18 protein-coding genes are annotated in these 16,247 nt (G+C 50.1%); all 18 read left to right on the top strand.

From position 1 onward, the window contains the following. Window positions 1–13: 13 nt before the first annotated feature. The 18 genes from ACNQKP_RS00195 to lepB (ACNQKP_RS00110) all read left to right on the top strand — a co-directional run bounded on the left by ACNQKP_RS00195 (window position 14) and on the right by lepB (ACNQKP_RS00110) (window position 16,171). Window positions 14–301, top strand: a complete 288-nt coding sequence (locus ACNQKP_RS00195; RefSeq protein ID WP_050792897.1) for a hypothetical protein — start codon at window positions 14–16, stop codon at window positions 299–301. Beyond that, a complete protein-coding gene (locus ACNQKP_RS00190; RefSeq protein ID WP_417862029.1) occupies window positions 298–2,421 on the top strand; it encodes an AgmX/PglI C-terminal domain-containing protein in 2,124 nt (707 codons plus the stop codon). The genes ACNQKP_RS00195 and ACNQKP_RS00190 overlap by 4 nt, the downstream gene beginning before the upstream one ends. A 28-nt stretch (window positions 2,422–2,449) precedes the next feature. Further along, entirely contained in the window at window positions 2,450–3,115 is a 666-nt protein-coding gene (locus ACNQKP_RS00185; protein WP_011163385.1) for a MotA/TolQ/ExbB proton channel family protein, read from the top strand. Between the two features lie 12 nt (window positions 3,116–3,127). After that, window positions 3,128–3,604: an ExbD/TolR family protein gene (locus ACNQKP_RS00180; protein WP_417862028.1), complete on the top strand. Its 477-nt coding sequence runs from the start codon at window positions 3,128–3,130 to the stop codon at window positions 3,602–3,604. Then, window positions 3,604–4,194, top strand: coding sequence for an ExbD/TolR family protein (locus ACNQKP_RS00175; protein ID WP_417862026.1), 591 nt, complete (start codon window positions 3,604–3,606; stop codon window positions 4,192–4,194). The genes ACNQKP_RS00180 and ACNQKP_RS00175 overlap by 1 nt, the downstream gene beginning before the upstream one ends. Window positions 4,195–4,338: 144 nt before the next feature. Next, complete coding sequence (gene lptC, locus ACNQKP_RS00170) at window positions 4,339–5,328, top strand: LPS export ABC transporter periplasmic protein LptC (protein WP_417862024.1); 990 nt, start codon at window positions 4,339–4,341, stop codon at window positions 5,326–5,328. Beyond that, window positions 5,325–6,047 (top strand): LPS export ABC transporter ATP-binding protein, encoded by a 723-nt coding sequence (gene lptB, locus ACNQKP_RS00165; protein WP_011163389.1) that lies wholly within the window; start codon window positions 5,325–5,327, stop codon window positions 6,045–6,047. The genes lptC and lptB overlap by 4 nt, the downstream gene beginning before the upstream one ends. Before the next feature lie 42 nt (window positions 6,048–6,089). Then, window positions 6,090–7,526, top strand: coding sequence for an RNA polymerase factor sigma-54 (gene rpoN, locus ACNQKP_RS00160; protein WP_011163390.1), 1,437 nt, complete (start codon window positions 6,090–6,092; stop codon window positions 7,524–7,526). Window positions 7,527–7,924: 398 nt separating this feature from the next. Further along, window positions 7,925–8,680, top strand: coding sequence for a substrate-binding periplasmic protein (locus ACNQKP_RS00155; protein ID WP_417864076.1), 756 nt, complete (start codon window positions 7,925–7,927; stop codon window positions 8,678–8,680). Between the two features lie 62 nt (window positions 8,681–8,742). After that, on the top strand, window positions 8,743–9,240 hold the full coding sequence (locus ACNQKP_RS00150; RefSeq protein ID WP_417862023.1) for an adenine phosphoribosyltransferase: 498 nt from the start codon (window positions 8,743–8,745) through the stop codon (window positions 9,238–9,240). 16 nt (window positions 9,241–9,256) lie between these two features. After that, the gene (locus ACNQKP_RS00145; protein ID WP_417864074.1) at window positions 9,257–9,808 is read left to right on the top strand and encodes a 5'-nucleosidase; all 552 of its coding nucleotides are present in this window, start codon (window positions 9,257–9,259) and stop codon (window positions 9,806–9,808) included. A gap of 86 nt (window positions 9,809–9,894) precedes the next feature. After that, window positions 9,895–10,374, top strand: coding sequence for a hypothetical protein (locus ACNQKP_RS00140; protein WP_417862021.1), 480 nt, complete (start codon window positions 9,895–9,897; stop codon window positions 10,372–10,374). 94 nt (window positions 10,375–10,468) lie between these two features. Further along, window positions 10,469–10,819, top strand: a complete 351-nt coding sequence (gene hpf, locus ACNQKP_RS00135) for a ribosome hibernation-promoting factor, HPF/YfiA family (protein ID WP_417862020.1) — start codon at window positions 10,469–10,471, stop codon at window positions 10,817–10,819. Between the two features lie 65 nt (window positions 10,820–10,884). Continuing rightward, on the top strand, window positions 10,885–11,502 hold the full coding sequence (locus tag ACNQKP_RS00130; protein WP_417862018.1) for a hypothetical protein: 618 nt from the start codon (window positions 10,885–10,887) through the stop codon (window positions 11,500–11,502). A gap of 125 nt (window positions 11,503–11,627) precedes the next feature. Further along, on the top strand, window positions 11,628–12,791 hold the full coding sequence (gene metK / locus ACNQKP_RS00125; RefSeq protein WP_088566102.1) for a methionine adenosyltransferase: 1,164 nt from the start codon (window positions 11,628–11,630) through the stop codon (window positions 12,789–12,791). A gap of 73 nt (window positions 12,792–12,864) precedes the next feature. After that, the gene (gene lepA / locus ACNQKP_RS00120; protein ID WP_038451587.1) at window positions 12,865–14,664 is read left to right on the top strand and encodes a translation elongation factor 4; all 1,800 of its coding nucleotides are present in this window, start codon (window positions 12,865–12,867) and stop codon (window positions 14,662–14,664) included. A 10-nt stretch (window positions 14,665–14,674) separates the two neighbouring features. Further along, a complete protein-coding gene (lepB, locus tag ACNQKP_RS00115; RefSeq protein ID WP_417862017.1) occupies window positions 14,675–15,463 on the top strand; it encodes a signal peptidase I in 789 nt (262 codons plus the stop codon). Further along, window positions 15,464–16,171 (top strand): signal peptidase I, encoded by a 708-nt coding sequence (gene lepB, locus ACNQKP_RS00110; RefSeq protein WP_417862016.1) that lies wholly within the window; start codon window positions 15,464–15,466, stop codon window positions 16,169–16,171. The last annotated feature ends 76 nt before the right edge of the window (window positions 16,172–16,247 follow it).

Below are 16,247 nucleotides of genomic sequence, written 5' to 3'. Positions count from 1 at the left end.
ATACGTAAGACACATGACAATTATGCTGGCCGCACTTTTCATTTTCGAAGTGAGCCATGCGCAGTCATCCTCTCGGTCCTCGACGACCACGACCACAACAACGACAACAACCACGAAGAAGAAAGCGACGCTGAACTTCGAGGACGAGTTGGTTGAGGGGTCGACGCAGAAGCCGGAACTGTTTTATCTCTTTCAGAAGAAAAACTTCAACTATAAGAGATTGATCAAGTTGAGAGAAAACTTTTTACCCGAGATGAGACGAACAACAGAGGATATCCAGCGGGTCCGGGGTGCTAATTGAGATCGCCGTTAATATTTAGAATTTTCAAAAACAATCAGCTCGTTGGTGTTAAACAGTTCGATCAGGATCAAATCGTGGTCGGACACAATGCTGAAGTGCATCTGGATCTGGATGCGGACGGTGTTTCGCCGATTCACTGTCTGATCGAACTTCGTGACAACGGATGGTATGTCTGTGATTTGGGTTCCTCTCAAGGGACTTTCAAAAACGGGCAGGCTGTTCTGGATGAAGCCATCGCTTCTGGCGATGAAATCGAAGTGGGTCCTTTCCGTATTGCCTTCTTTGTGGGTGTGCCGAAACCTAAAGTGGTTCCGGGCGCGTCAGCTTCTGAAGCTGTGGCTCCAGTGGCTGAAGTGCCAGCACCACCTCCGCCAAAGCCGGAGCCATCCATGCCGCCTGCGGCCGTGGTGAAGACCGAAGAAATCAAAGTCACTCCGGTTATTCCGGTGGCGACTCCGAGCATTCCGGTTGAAGCTCCGAAGGCTGAAGAAAAACCTGTTCTGACTGCGGTTCCGGTAAAACCTGAGATCCGCAAAGAGCGCACTTCTTACAAAAAAGCCAAAAAGAGCAAAACATTCGCTCCTCCAAGCGAGATTCAGAATCTGAAATCGCACCTGAAGCCTGGTAAAGGCACGACGGTCGAAGTTCTGGTCACGTGGAAAGAGCGCATCCTGACGACTTATCATTTCAAGGGCAACAAAACCATCCGCGTGAATGCGGGCGGGGACTTGTCTGTGGCTCTTCCTGACGGACTGGTGCCGCGCGGTTATCCGCTGCTGGACATGTCTGCAGGTCTGCGTGTGAACACCACCAACGAGATGGACACCGAGATGGTGATCTCTGGCGGCGTGACCCAGCACGTGGAAGACCTTGCCAAATCCGGCAAGGCGCAAAAGGGCGGCAACGGTTACAGCGTGCGTGTTGATCAGAATGAAATGCTGTGTGTGAATCTGCCGGGTGGAAACCTGTGCCTTTACATCCGCTTCGTTCCACAGGCGCCAACGGTGCCGATGCTACCAATGATGCTTTCCGGTTCTGAAATGACTGGTTTGGCAATGTCCCTGATTATCGTGGGACTGCTGGCTTTGTATATTTCCGCGACCATCCCGAAAGACTGGCAGGAAAACAAGCAGGAAGAAGTTCAGCGTATCGCCCAGGTGGTGTTCACAAATCCGCCGCCGGCGCCAACGCCGACCCCGACGCCTCCTCCGCCAGTGCCTCCGACTCCGCCGCCGCAGCCGGTGGCGACGCCGACTCCGCCTCCACCTAAGAAAGTGGTTGTGGCTGATGCGAACAAGGAAGCACAGAAAAAAGGAACGACTGGACAGCAGGCTCAGCGTGCCCAAGTGGCGGCAAGAGCCAGCGAAGTGGCTCCGAAGCCAAACGCGAAGGACCGTACCAAGAAGTTCACGTCCACTCGTCAGGGGGGCGCGATCAAAACGGGTAACACGGCCGGTGCGAATGCGCAGTCTTCCAACAAAGATCTTTCCAAAGTGGGTCTGTTCAGCGCCTTCGGTGGCGGTGGCAGTCGCGCCAACATCGACAAAGCGTACTCTGGCGCCGGCGAGGTTCTGGGTATGGCCGACAAGGCGACCGGAACGGCGGGCTTCAATGAAGACCGTGCCGGTGATGACCTGGGCTCCAAGTTCAAGGATGCCGGGGCTGGTGGAAAAGGGACTGCAACTCAGGGTATCGCCGGAATCGGTACCAAGGGTCGTGGGTCAGGTCAGGCTGCTTACGGTGCATCTGAGGGCTTCGGTTCGAAGACCACAGTGGCTATCGAAGGCGGTGGTGCCGAGGAATCCTTTGACGCTACCATTGATAAAGAAGCTATCCGTCGTGTGATCCGCTCTAAACTTAACGAGGTGAAAAGCTGCTACGAGCGTGCTTTGAACACTCTTGAGAAGGGCAAGAAGATGGAAGGTAAAGTGATTCTTGCTTGGGAGATCATCGAGCGAGGTCAGGCACGCAACGTGAAAGTTGTCGATTCCTCCCTGGGTAATCCAGGTGTGGAAGAATGTATCCGCCGTCGTCTGGCAAGCTGGGTGTTCCCAGAGCCACCGACCGGAATGACAGCTGAAGTACAGGCGTACCCGTTTGTTTTGAATCAGGCTAATTAATTAAAGTTTTTAAGAAGGAGAACTTCCCGTGAACCCAACAGTTACAGTAGACAACATGAATTTCATCCAGCGTGCTTTCGCTGAGGGTGGTTTCGTCATGTACGTGATCGCAGTTATCGCCATCCTGGCGCTTTTTGTGATCATTGAAAGAATGATGAAGCTTAAAAATCTTGCCGTGGACAAAAAAGAGTTCACTGACCAGATCTTCAGAATGGTTGTAGCCGGCGATCTGCGCCAGGCCATCAGCTATTGTGATGCTCGTCCGGCTCCTTTGACTAATACAGTAAAAGCGGGTCTTGTTCAGGCGATGAACAAGCGTCCTGATGAAGAAGTGCAAGTGGCAATGGATGCAGCAGTGATGCGCGAAATGCCAAAAGTGGAAGGTTGGACTTCCTTCCTGGCGGTCTTCGGTAACGTGGCCGTACTTGCGGGTCTTCTTGGAACGATCATCGGTATGATCGGTTCCTTCCGTGCGGTGGCGGCAGCCGATCCTGCAACCAAAGCTCTGGAACTTTCCAAAGGTATTTCTCACGCCCTGAATTGTACGGCGTTTGGTCTTTTGGTGGCGATTATCTCTATCGTGGCTTACGGTCTGTTCCAGCACCGCATCCAGAAAACAGAAAATGAAGTGGTTGAGACCAGCATGAGTCTGTTGAACCTGGTTGTTGCAAACAGAGAAAAAATCAAAGACTAACAGAGGTTTTCAATGGCTCACATAGATAGCGGCGATTCCGGCGGCAGAAAAAAGAATATCGAGCTGAACCTCGTGCCTTTCATCGACTTGATGAGCGTTCTTATCACGTTCCTGCTTATCACGGCCGTTTGGACTCAAGTGTCTATGATTCAAATTGGTAGTTCCCTCTATGGGAAGAAATCGGACACGCAACCCAATCCGACACCTCCACCGAACGCCGATGTGGTGCTGAAAGTGGATGTGAAGGAAATGGGTTATGTTTTAACTGTTGGGAAACAAGTGATCAGCCTTCCCATGGTGAACGAACAATTTGATGAAGCGGGTCTTGTGGCGCAACTGCAGCGTGTGAAACAACTGTATCCTGAAAAAGTGGATGCAATTGTTTCTGTTGCAGACGTCATCCCCTATGAACAACTCATCAAGGCAATGGATAACTGTCTGACCGCAGGGTTCTCGGCAATATCCGTTGCGACGGGAGGGCCGCAGTAATGGCCATCTTCAGACCTGGTGAACGTCATCGTTATCACAATATTTTAAGCAAGAAAAAAGGGAAGCGTGACGTTACGGCGTTGCTGTCACTGACAGCGATGGTCGACATGTTCACGGTTTTGGTTATCTTCCTGCTGCAGAACTACAATGCCACGGGTGAAATTCTTTACATCCCGAAGGATGTGGTTTTGCCAAAGGCCACCAGCGTGCGCGAGTTGAAACCAGCGCACGTTATCACGATCTCCAGCAACGAGATTTTGCTGGATAGAGACGTGGTGGCAACCTTTGACGACGTCAAAGGCACGGAAGAATGGCTGATTCCAAAGCTGAAGGACACTTTGGCTGAGGCTTTGGTGAAATCCCGTGCTGAACAGGAAGGCAAGCTTCAGAACAAGATCCGTGACGTGGTTGAAACCACCCGTGGTGAGACTGAGGATGATCCCAATGCCTGGAGCAAAGTCACAATTCAGGCCGATAAAGGCGTGGATTTCCTGACAGTCAAAAAGGTTCTGTTCACTGTGACAGAGGCCGGGGCTGGCGAGATCAACTTCGCGGTGACCAAGCTGCCGCAGGAAACAAATTCCAACTAAGAATAAAAATACATGAAAGCCCGGTGAAAACCGGGCTTTTTGTTTTTCACCCCGGTACAGCATCCGACGCGGAAGTTTTGACCGCGAGGCCCTGATGGTTTAAGATTCTTGTCATCTATGGGTAAATATAAGAATTATATTTTTATGGCTCTTCTCGTCGCTTTGTTCGTCGAGATTCTTATTATTTTCCCATCGCACCTGGAGCATGAGGACGAGGTCGCTTTGCGCCAGCGGGTTGAAAAGCGCGACAAAGAAGCCAAAGAACGCAAGAAAAAGGGCATCAAGGAAGATCCGGGTCCTTCCAGTCTGGCCGATCAGAAAATGGGCGGCGTGCACCTGGTGGAAAGCCAGTCCGGCAATCGTGACTGGGAGTTGTTCGCGGTGTCTGCCGAGGGCAGTCAGGCGGGTGGCAAGTGGGCATTACAGCAGGTTCGGGTGCTTTTCTATAATCAGGAAAAACTGGAATTCACCGTCACCGGTGATGAAGGCACTATCGACGACAAATCCAAGGATTTGAGTGTCATTGGCAACGTCGTAACCAAGTCCGAGAACGGCTACGTTTTCAAAACACCATCGATCTTCTATTCGTCAAAGACCCGTCAAATCGTCAGTCCTGAACAAGTTTTGATGGAAGGTCCAAGGGATTCTTCTGGCGGGGGCCTGTTCTTAAAGGGTGCCAGCATGAAAGTTCTGGTCGAACAATCCAAGATGCTGATTCAGAACAAAGTGACGGCGCAAAAGCCAATGAAGGACGGGAAAAAGTTTGAAATTTCCGCCGATGGCGCCGAATTCAGCGGTAAAAACCGCGAGGCCCGCTTCCTGGGGGCTGTTCGCATGAACTATGACAACATGAAGCTGGAAGGCCCTGAAGCCTCTTTCTTGTATGGAAAAGGCGCGGATATTCTGAGTTCTGTGGCAGTGAAGGGTGGCGTGCGCGTCAGTGATGTGGACAAATTCGCGACTTCCGAAAGTGTGAATCTGGACCTGCTGGCAAATCAGTACACGTTCAAGGGTCGTCCTAAGGTGATCCAGAATAACGATGAGCTGACCGGTGAGGAAATCGTCTTCCTTGAAGGCGGAAAAAAGGTTAAAGTTGAACGAGTACGTGCGAAGGTGGAGAATAAAGATCAATGAGCATGCTCACCATCAAAGATATTTCTAAGTCCTTTAAAAAGCGCAAGGTCGTTGATGGCGCCTCTTTTTCTGTGGAGTCCGGTCAGGTTGTAGGCCTGCTGGGTCCCAACGGGGCCGGTAAGACCACTTCGTTCTATATGGTGGTGGGTCTGGTTCAGCCGGATTCAGGCACGATCAATCTGGATGAAACCAATATCACCCAGGAACCCATGTATAAACGCGCTCGCGTGGGCCTGAGCTATCTGGCTCAGGAGCCAAGCATCTTTCGCAAGCTGACGGTGGCTGAAAACATCATCGTGGCGTTGGAAGCTCATGGTTATTCCGGAGCGTCCCGTTCTGAAAAGCTGGAACAGCTGATCGGGGACTTCCACGTCGGTCATATCCGCGACAGTTATGGCTATGCGCTGTCCGGGGGGGAACGTCGCCGGGTTGAGATCGCCCGCGCCCTGGCCGGGTCACCGAAGTTCATTCTTTTGGATGAACCGTTTGCGGGGATCGATCCAATTGCGGTCGCTGACATTCAGAATATCATCCGCGAACTTAAGGCCAAAGGTATAGGAGTTCTGATCACGGATCATAACGTGCGTGAGACTTTGGGCATTTGCGACTATGCTTATATATTGAAGGACGGGAAGATTCAGGTCAGCGGAAGTTCTGATGAAATCGCAAATTCCGAATTGGCACGTAAGTTCTATCTCGGCGAAAACTTTAAGCTGTAAAGCCATCCCGGCTGTTACGGTTCTTGGGAAAGGGAAATTTTAATGGCTCTTCGACAGACGATGAACCTGAGCCAGTCTCTGGTAATCACTCCACAGCTGCAACAGGCGATCAAGCTTTTGCAGATGTCGCGTATGGAGTTGGAGTCGGCTGTGCGCTCCGAGCTGGAAGAAAATCCTATTCTTGAAGAAGCCGAATCCGCGCTGAAAGAAGAAGACCTTCAAAGAACCAAAGAGGCTGCCAACGAAGTTGAGCATTCCGAAACCCCGGACCAGCAGAACATTCAGGATCCGCAAAAGCAGGATGAATTCGAGTGGGAATCCTACATCGAAGCCAACCAAAAGCCTCCACAGTCCGGCATGGCGGGTTCTGAAGAGATCATGAACTATGAGAACGTCATCACGGCGTCTCAAACCCTGCACGATCACCTTTACTGGCAAGTTAAAATGAACGGCTTCTCTGAAGAAGAGGAAAGAGCCGCGGACGCCCTGATCGGCGCCATTGATGATGACGGTTATATCAAAGTTCCTCTGGAGCAGATCGCTGAAGAGGAAAAAGTGGATCTGGCGCTGCTGGAAGACACTTTGACCCTGATTCATGAATTCGATCCTCCGGGTGTGGGTGCCCGCGATCTGCAGGAATGTCTGCTGATCCAGGCCAAGCACATGGAAGAAGACACCCACGATCTGGTCACGCTGATCAAAAATCACGTGAAGGATCTGGAAAAGAAAAACTATGAGGCCATCGCCAAAGCCCTGAATCGCGACGTTGAAGACATCGTGGAAATCTGCAAAATCATCTATGCGATGGATCCAAAGCCGGGTCGTGCGTTTGTCAGCAGTGACACGCACTATGTGACTCCGGATGTTTACGTTTACAAAGTCGGTGATGATTACGTGGTGTCTTTGAATGAAGACGGTTTGCCGCGTTTGAAAATCTCGAACTTCTATAAAAATATGCTTAAAGGTGGCAAAACCACCGGTGACAAGACCCAGGATTATATCCAGGAAAAACTTCGTTCTGCCGTTTGGTTGATCAAGTCCATCCACCAAAGACAGCGCACAATCTACAAGGTGACCGAGTCCATCGTAAAACACCAGCGCGAGTTCTTTGAAAAAGGCTCTGAGCACTTAAAACCGATGGTTCTGCGTGATATCGCCAATGATATCGGCATGCACGAATCCACGGTCAGTCGCGTGACCACGGCGAAGTATGTGCACACACCGCAGGGTATTTACGAACTGAAATACTTCTTCAACTCCGGCATCAGCTCTTCGGATGGTGATTCACTGGCTTCCGAGTCAGTTAAAATCAAAATCAAGGATCTGGTAGCCAAGGAAGATCCGAAAAATCCATTGTCCGATCAAAAGATCGTGGATTTGCTGAAGGTCGAAGGTATTCAGATCGCACGTCGAACGGTGGCCAAATACCGCGATGTTCTTAAGATTCTTCCTTCTTCTCAACGTAAGAAGTACTTCTAGTCTTTTGCGAAGAACGGCTTGGGATGAGCTATCCCGGGCCGTCTGCTTCGGACAGTCCTCGCTCGTTTTTCCCCTGCTTGTTTCACGTCGTTTTATTCCTCGCTGCGGAACTCGCAGTCGACCCGGGATAGCTCATCCCAAGCCTCATGCTAATGTTCGAAGTGTTCCTTTGTTTTCAAAGAAGGAAATTCTCTGCGTATGGTGTTGCTTTCGCGGGGGAAGGGTAATGGGCTTGTATGGAGCTTTGTTCCGGAAGTATCGGTGAGATTGTTTAGTTATTACTTAAGTGTAAGGTGTATTGAGGGTTCTTGGCTTGTTAAGTAGCAGGCATGAGTCGATTTGGTCTCTTGCTGGTAATTCTTGTTTGTTTTGACGCTTGGTCTGCTCCCGTGAAGTTGATGGTGGAGGATTCCTGGCCGCCGTTTGCTTTTCGTGAGAAAGGACGTGCTGTGGGCATGTCGGTGGATATTGTGCGGGCGGCATTCAAGAATGTGGGGGAAGAGATTGAGCTGGTTCAGGTTCCTTATCCGCGCTGTCTGGCGCAGACGCTGAGTGGGAAGTTTCCGGCCTGTTTTAATTCTGCGCACAGCAAGGATATGGATGCAGATTTTCTTTTTCCAAAAGAGCCGCTTTTTAAAAGCAAGGGTTTGATTGTTTCTTTGCGCACGGGAACCCCGGTCAAGGTGCAGAAGGTAAAAGATCTTGAGGGCCGCACAGTGGCCCTGCCGAACGGGTTTCCTTTTGGTGCCGAGTTTGATGAAAACTCCAAGATCAACAAGGTGTTCACAGCCAATGATCTGACCAGTCTGATGATGCTGAACTCCCGCCGAGTTGGCTTCGTCGCCATTGATGAATACGTGTTTTATTACTATCTGAAAAACAAACCGGAGTTCCGCGATCGCTTTAAAATCATGGTTGAGATGAGCGAAGAGCCCATCTACGTGCACTTTTCCAAAAAACACCCTGAGACAAAGAATCTGATTAAAAAATTTGAGTTGGGTCTTTCTATGCTCAAAGCATCCGCAGGATACAAGAGCATTCTGGAAAACTGGGTTGGACCCGAAGGTCAGCGCAGTGTGAACGTGACATCGGTGGTGTTTTCTCCGGCTCAGTACCGCACGCCTCTTTATTTTCCGGACTTGATCGTGGAATAGATTTCCTTTACTCAAAGCGGGGTTTCCCTTAAAAATAAGGAAGCAACTGCGAGGAGTGTCCCATGGATTTAAAGAGCCTGATTCGTGATGTTCCTGATTTTCCAAAGCCAGGGATTGTTTTTCGCGACATGTCGCCGCTGCTTCAGAATGCTGAGGCCCTCAGTTTTGTTTCCCATAATCTTTTGAAACACGTCGATCTGACACATGTGGATTATTTTGCGGGCATTGAATCCCGCGGATTCATCCTTGCGGCCCACATGGCGGCCACCCACAAAAAGGGTTTTTTGCCGATTCGTAAAGCCGGCAAGCTGCCTCCACCAACGCGCAAAGTTTCCTATGCCTTGGAATATGGCACGGCGGAAATTGAGCTGCCTCCGGGCAGGGGCCGTGTGGTGATCGTGGACGACGTTTTGGCTACGGGTGGCACTTTGCAGGCAGCGATTGACCTCTGTCTGCTGGCCGGGTACTCCGTGGAGTCAGTGGCAGTTCTGGTCAATCTGACGTTCCTTAACAAGATGACCTACAACGATCAAAAGGTGGCTTCGCTTGTTCAATATTAATGACGTGGCTTTGGTGATGGCGCTTCCGGGCGAATCCCAGGGCTTCTTTGAAAAAGAAAACATTCCTGTGGTTTACACTGGCATTGGCAAGGTGAATGCCGCGCTGGTGGCGATGGATGTGATTCATAAAACCAAGTGCAAAGTCATGATCAACCTCGGTACTGCAGGCAGCTCTCGTTTTAAAACCCATGACCTTGTCGAGGTTTCAAGCTTCGTACAAAGAGACATGGACATTTCGCCTTTAGGGTTCAAGGTCGGTGAAACACCATTTGACCCGCTTCCGGGCGCGATTGATCTGATTCCGTTTTTCCCGGAGCTGTCTCACGGGGTTTGCGGCACCGGGGACAGTTTTGAAACGGGCACTCCGAAAGTGGCTTGCGAACTTGTGGACATGGAAGGTTATGCTCTGGCCAAGGTTTGTCGCAAAATGAACGTGCAGTTGATTTCACTTAAGTACATCACTGACGGAGCGGATCACAATGCCCACAATGATTGGGAGGCCAATCTGGTTCACGGGGCTAAAAAGCTTCTGGAATTCTATAAAAAAATGGTGACCATCCCCGGTTAGAATTTAGTGGGCTCCGAAAGGGGCCCGTCTCTTTTTGGAACATGGAAAATCCTCATCTTTGGTCGGGGATTGCCGATAAGTTTCCCATGATCAAGCCAGCAAACATCGCCATGTACGCCGTGGCCCTGACGGGTCTGACCCTCGGGCTGATTGCCAACCCCTTTGGCTCCAAAAAACACAAAATGGATCCTGCCGAAATCGAAGCTCTGCACGAAAAGGCAAAAGTCTATTTCGAGGCCGGTAACTATGAAGGGGCGCTGGATACATCCCGCAAGATCCCGTCTCATGTGCCCAAGTATTCCGACATCCGGGAGTTGCGCCGCAAGTCTGAAAATGCACTTCGTGAACACAAACGTAAAATAGAAAACGGAGAGGCTGAGCCCCGAACCGTGGACCGCTTGCCTGCGGCGTTGCGTGATTCTTATTTCGACGCAAAGCTTGAGTTCAGCCGTGGTCAGTGCAAAGAGGCCTTTGCCGCCATGAGCCCGGTTGCCAAATATCTCAACAATAAACAGGACGATGAAATTTTTAAGGCCTGTCTATTAACCCAAAGAAAAACCAAATGAGTCTCAAAATAGGGCTCATCTTTAGTCCGGCTGGACCGATAAGAAGTCCAGGTAAGCAATCAAAGGCCTTGAAAGGGGCTGAGAAGGAGAAAACATGAAACTCAACTATACCTTTAAGCATCTGGATCACTCCGATTCCCTGGAAAAGTACACCGAAGAAAGAATGTCCGAGGTGGGACGTTTCCTGCTTAAAGAAGGTTACGGCAACGTGTATTTCAGTAAGGTCAAAAATGAATTCTGCGTTGAGATCTCTGTGAACACTCGCGAGAAGTATTTCAAAGCCACAGCCTACGGACCGGATATTTATGGTGCAGTGGACGCATGTGCCGAAAAAATGGAGAAACAGTTCCTTAAGACAAACAAACAATACAAAGACCACAAAAAACCGGAACTTACAAAGGGTGCCCGTCAGGAGACGTTCTCACGTTGGAAAAAGGCGGCGTGATTTTGGTGCAAATTTCCTGAGCTGCATTTATACTAAGGAGGTGGAATTATCCACCTCTTGTATTTTTGGAACGTCACTTGGAACAGGAAGAACAGACTCTTTGGGGGACCACCCTTTTTTCTCTCGATGTAAAAGAAGACAAGCATGTTCGTCATTATAAATGGCGCCTTTTGGTCCTGATCACCCTTTTGACCGGTCTGCTGATGTGGACCTATAGCTTTATCTCTTTATTTTTCGTTGATAATCCGACTCTGGCTCAAATCGGCTTTACCTGCTCGATTGTGCATGCCTTTTCTCCGTTGATTTACCGCTGGAGCCGTTCGATGTCTCTGGCCGCGTATTCCATGGTGACTTCCGGCATGATCTTTCAGTTTTCATTCTCTTATTTCACGGGGGGCTTCTTTTCTCCGACTCTCATCTGGTTTGCGGTGTTACCGCTGATTGTGGGGCTGTTGACCCGCCGGGTGCACGCGGTGCTTTGGACCTTCCTTTCCGTGGGGGCTTACATGCTGATGTTCCTGCTTCAAAGCAAGGGACTGGTGCCGGAATCCTCCATCAGCGAGCTGGGGCGCACCCTTGCTCAGTTTATGATTGGCTTGGGGCTGATCGGTCTGGTTGGAGGCTTTACAGTGTTTTTCCTTGAGCTTGCCTATTTTTACCACCACAAACCCAAGGACTCTTGACCCCCAGAACTCGTTTTGGTAGCTTGGCCGTTCGCTAAATTCCAGCTCAATTTTGACTGTTTTTTAGGATGGTCCCAGTGGGGGCCGAGCTCATTAACACCATTCCCTAATGAGGAACGAACGCAGTGAAAAACTACCTGTTTACGAGTGAATCTGTATCCGAAGGTCACCCCGATAAAATGGCCGATCAAATCTCTGACGGTATTCTGGATGCCATCCTGGCCCAGGATCCGAAGGGCCGTGTTGCCTGTGAAACCCTGTTGACGACCGGTTTGGTGGTTGTTGGCGGCGAGATCACGACTTCTGCAAAAGTGAATTTCTCTGAAGTGGCCCGTGAAGTTGTAAAACGCATTGGTTACGATCACTCTGACAAGGGCTTCGACTACAAAACTTGCGGCGTGATGATCGCTGTGGGTCAGCAGTCCCCGGATATCGCTGTGGGAGTTAAAGAGACTCTTTCCGACGATCAGGGTGCGGGCGACCAGGGTCTGATGTTCGGTTATGCTGTAAATGAAACTCCAGAGCTGATGCCTTTGAGCATTGCGATGTCTCACAAACTGGTGAAAGACCTGGCGGCTCTTCGTAAAGCAAACAAAGTGGACTGGTTGCGCCCGGATGCAAAATCCCAGGTGACAGTTCAGTACGAAAACGGCATTGCAAAACGCATCGATGCAGTGGTTATTTCCACTCAGCACGCAGACAGCGTTTCCAATGCTACGATCAAAGAATTCATCACTGAAGAACTGATCAAAAAATCCATCCCGGGCAACTGGATCGATGCAAAAACCAAATTCTTCATCAATCCAACGGGCCGTTTCGTAACGGGTGGTCCAATGGGTGACGCTGGTTTGACCGGCCGTAAAATCATCGTGGACACTTACGGTGGTCACGGTGCTCACGGTGGTGGCGCGTTCTCTGGCAAAGATCCTTCCAAAGTGGACCGCTCTGCCGCTTACGCATCACGTCATATCGCTAAGAACATCGTGGGTGCAGGTCTTGCGGAACGCTGCCTGGTTCAGGTGGCTTACGCGATCGGTGTGGCTGAGCCTGTCAGCATCACCGTAAATGACTACGGCACAAGCAAAGTAGGCCCTGAAGTGCTTGAAAAAGCAGTTCGCCAGGTCTTCGATTTGCGCCCAGCTCGCATTACGAAGGATTTGGACCTGCTAAGACCGATTTACAGCCAGACAGCGGCTTACGGCCACTTTGGTCGTAACGAAGAGTCCTTCACTTGGGAGCGCCTGAACAAGGTTGACCAGCTGAAAGACGCTGTAAAGACTTTGGCTTAAATTTTTATAAAACCTTAATCATTGCGCCGAGTTGTCACTAGCAACTCGGCGCTTCTTATTTATACTACCGCCCATGGATCCTAAATACATACGCAATTTCTCTATCATCGCTCACATCGACCACGGCAAATCTACTTTGGCTGACGGTCTTCTTTCCGCCACCGGCTCATTGTCGGATCGTGAGAAAAAGGATCAGTTCCTCGACAACATGGAACTTGAGCGCGAACGCGGCATCACCATCAAAGCTCAAACAGTCTGTCTGGATTTCAAATCCAAAGACGGTAACATGTATCAGATCAACTTGATCGATACCCCGGGGCACGTGGACTTCTCTTACGAAGTGTCCCGTTCTTTGGCCGCTTGTGAAGGCGCGATTCTTGTCGTTGACGCCGCTCAAGGGGTGGAAGCACAAACCCTGGCGAACGTTTACCTGGCCATGGAAAATAATCTTGAGATCATTCCTGTTCTGAACAAGATCGATCTTCCTTCCGCGGATCCAGAAGGTGTTGCGAAACAGATCGAAGACACTGTCGGATTGGATTGCACAGGGATCATTCACGCGTCCGCGAAAGAAAAGATCGGTATCACCGATATTCTGGAAGCGATCGTTGAAAAAGTTCCGCCACCAAAAGCGGACCGCAGCCTGACACCAAGAGCTCTTATCTTCGACTCATGGTTTGATGCTTATCAGGGCGTTGTTGTCCTGGTTCGTATGGTCGACGGCGTGATCAAAAAAGGTGACAAGATCAAGTTCATGGCCACTGATCGTGACTATGAAGTTCTGCGCATGGGTAAGTACAAACCATTCCCGTTAATGCAGGATGTTCTTGAGGCGGGTGAAGTGGGCTTCATCGTCTGCGGTATCAAAGATATCCGTGACGTTCAGGTCGGTGACACCGTCACTTCCGCAAAACACCCGGCGACCCAGCCTTTGGCAGGTTTCCAGCGTATCAAGCCGATGGTTTTTGCCGGTATCTTCCCGGTCGTGGCTTCCGAGTACGAAAACCTGAAGGACGCTTTGGACAAACTTTGTCTGAATGACTCGTCTTTGACATTTGAGGTGGAAAAATCCGCGGCACTTGGTTTCGGTTACCGTTGTGGTTTCCTGGGCCTGTTGCATATGGAAATCGTTCAAGAGCGTCTCGAGCGTGAATTCAATCTGGATCTGATCACCACGGCTCCGACAGTTGTGTATCGAATTACAAAAACTGACGGCACTGAAATGATGCTGGAAAACCCATCCGGTATGCCGGTGGAAACCCAGATTGCCAAGTTTGAAGAGCCTTACGTAAAAGTGACTCTGCACACGCCAACCGATTATATCGGCGGCATTCTGAAGCTGTGCGAGGACAAGCGTGGCATCCAGCAGAAGATGGAATACGTCACCGACAAAAAAGTCATCATCGAGTACAAGTTGCCGATGAATGAAATGGTGATGGACTTCTACGATCGTTTGAAATCCATCTCCAAAGGTTATGCCTCTTTGGAATATGAATTCGTCGGTTTTGAGGAATCAGACCTGGTGAAGCTGGATATTCTGATTAACGGTGAGGCTATCGATGCCCTGTCTTTGATCGTTCACCGGTCCAAGGCGCAAAACCGTGGCCGCTTGCTGGCTGAAAAAATGAAAGAATTGATTCCTCGTCAGATGTATCAGGTGGCGATCCAGGCAGCTATCGGCGCCAAGATCATCGCGCGTGAGACTCTGGGGGCAATCAGAAAAGACGTGACCGCCAAGTGTTATGGTGGTGATATTTCCCGTAAGCGTAAGCTTCTGGAAAAGCAAAAAGAGGGTAAGAAGCGCATGAAGGCCATCGGCCATGTCGAAGTCCCTCAAGAAGCCTTCCTCGCGATCCTGAAAGTCGAAGACTAGGAGAATCAACATGAGCGACAAACAACCAAAAAGCTGGGACTTTAGAACGAAACACTTCTGGACAGAGGGTTGGGGCTCTTTGTTCCTGGCGGTGTTCATCGCTTTGTTCATTCGCTGGGGCTTCATCGAAGCTTATGTGATTCCATCGGGCTCGATGTTGCCGTCACTTTTGATTCATGACCATATCTTCGTGAACAAACTGACTTACGGTCTGCGTGTTCCTTTCAGCGAAAAGTGGCTGGTGAAATTCAACGAACCCGAGCGTGGGGAAGTGATCGTCTTTAAATATCCTAAAGACATGAGCACTTTCTTCATCAAACGTATCGTGGGCGAGCCGGGCGACAAGGTTTACTACGAAAACGGCACTCTTTATATCAACGACAAACCGGTTGAAAAAAAGGTTCCAGCCAACATGGATGACTTTGCATGGCTTCGCGATGCGGATTTCCAGCGTGATGGCAACATCAACGACAGCAAAGAAAACTATGTCGAGTTCACTGAAGTCCTGCCTGCGGGCAAGGCTGCCAAAGAAGGTAAAGAGCATGCCATCCTTCTTCGCAAGGGTGATATCTATGAAACCTTTGGCCCAGTGACCATTCCGGATGACCATCTGTTTGTCATGGGTGACAACCGCATGAATTCTTCAGACAGCCGTGTGTGGGGTTTCCTGCCAAAACAAAACATCCTGGGTCGTGCGATGTTCGTATGGCTAAGTTGCGAAGAAACGGTGCCAATGCTTCCGTTCCTGTGCAACCCGCTGACCATCCGCTGGGGACGTTTCTTCCACTCTGTGAACTAGATGTCTGAACCCAAGGCCACTCCCAATCTGAAAGGAACATGGAATCAGGCGATCCTGACTTTCCTGTTTCCGATTCTGCTGGTGATGGGAGTGCGCTGGGCCTTGTTTGAGCCCTTCGTGATCCCGTCCGGGAGCATGATTCCGAATCTTCTGATCCATGACCACATTCTGGTAAAAAAATTCGCTTACGGTCTGCACATCCCTTTCAGTGACAAGTGGCTGGTGCAATGGTCAGCGCCTGAGCGCGGGGATATCGTGGTTTTCAAGTACCCTGAAAATCCGGATGTCTATTATATCAAGCGATTGATTGGTCTGCCCGGGGATCAGATTGAAGTCCGCGCCGGTCGCATCACAGTCAATGGCAAGGCTTTTGAGATGGCTCCTTACGAGGGCCCCTTGGTGAACAATAAAGAGTTTTATTATTTCACTGAAAACAACACTCAGAAATCCTATGTGGTGCGCTTCCTCAGTGAAGAAAATTCGTCTGATGTGCAGGTCTACCAAGTGCCGCCGGGGCAATTCTTTTTTATGGGTGACAACCGGGACCAATCCAGTGACTCACGTTTCTGGGGTTTTGTGAAAAACGACTATCTGGTCGGAAAAGCGTCGGTCATCTGGCTATCTTGTAACAGCACTTTGCCGACAATGACGTTTGTGTGTGACCCCTCACAAATCCGCTTCAACCGTTTATTTAAGACCTTGGATTAATAGGTCGCCTAAGAAATAATTGAAAGCCCTCAGAATTGCTTTGAAGGTGTCGCCCAAGTCCGTTTAGGATTTAGGG

This window comes from Bdellovibrio bacteriovorus, assembly GCF_048286975.1.
Lineage (GTDB): Bacteria > Bdellovibrionota > Bdellovibrionia > Bdellovibrionales > Bdellovibrionaceae > Bdellovibrio > Bdellovibrio bacteriovorus_H.
The sequence above is the reverse complement of the archived record's forward strand: the minus strand, read 5'-3'. Positions and strand labels throughout refer to the sequence as shown.

Excerpts from the sequence above, each read along its gene's own strand:
- ACNQKP_RS00195 (WP_050792897.1), top strand. The coding sequence starts at position 14 with ATGACAATTATGCTGGCCGCACTTTTCATTTTCGAAGTGAGCCATGCG.
- ACNQKP_RS00180 (WP_417862028.1), top strand. The coding sequence starts at position 3,128 with ATGGCTCACATAGATAGCGGCGATTCCGGCGGCAGAAAAAAGAATATC.
- ACNQKP_RS00175 (WP_417862026.1), top strand. The coding sequence starts at position 3,604 with ATGGCCATCTTCAGACCTGGTGAACGTCATCGTTATCACAATATTTTA.
- lptC (WP_417862024.1), top strand. The coding sequence starts at position 4,339 with ATGGCTCTTCTCGTCGCTTTGTTCGTCGAGATTCTTATTATTTTCCCA.
- lptB (WP_011163389.1), top strand. The coding sequence starts at position 5,325 with ATGAGCATGCTCACCATCAAAGATATTTCTAAGTCCTTTAAAAAGCGC.
- rpoN (WP_011163390.1), top strand. The coding sequence starts at position 6,090 with ATGGCTCTTCGACAGACGATGAACCTGAGCCAGTCTCTGGTAATCACT.
- ACNQKP_RS00155 (WP_417864076.1), top strand. The coding sequence starts at position 7,925 with ATGGTGGAGGATTCCTGGCCGCCGTTTGCTTTTCGTGAGAAAGGACGT.
- ACNQKP_RS00150 (WP_417862023.1), top strand. The coding sequence starts at position 8,743 with ATGGATTTAAAGAGCCTGATTCGTGATGTTCCTGATTTTCCAAAGCCA.
- ACNQKP_RS00145 (WP_417864074.1), top strand. The coding sequence starts at position 9,257 with ATGGCGCTTCCGGGCGAATCCCAGGGCTTCTTTGAAAAAGAAAACATT.
- ACNQKP_RS00140 (WP_417862021.1), top strand. The coding sequence starts at position 9,895 with ATGATCAAGCCAGCAAACATCGCCATGTACGCCGTGGCCCTGACGGGT.
- hpf (WP_417862020.1), top strand. The coding sequence starts at position 10,469 with ATGAAACTCAACTATACCTTTAAGCATCTGGATCACTCCGATTCCCTG.
- lepA (WP_038451587.1), top strand. The coding sequence starts at position 12,865 with ATGGATCCTAAATACATACGCAATTTCTCTATCATCGCTCACATCGAC.
- lepB (WP_417862017.1), top strand. The coding sequence starts at position 14,675 with ATGAGCGACAAACAACCAAAAAGCTGGGACTTTAGAACGAAACACTTC.
- lepB (WP_417862016.1), top strand. The coding sequence starts at position 15,464 with ATGTCTGAACCCAAGGCCACTCCCAATCTGAAAGGAACATGGAATCAG.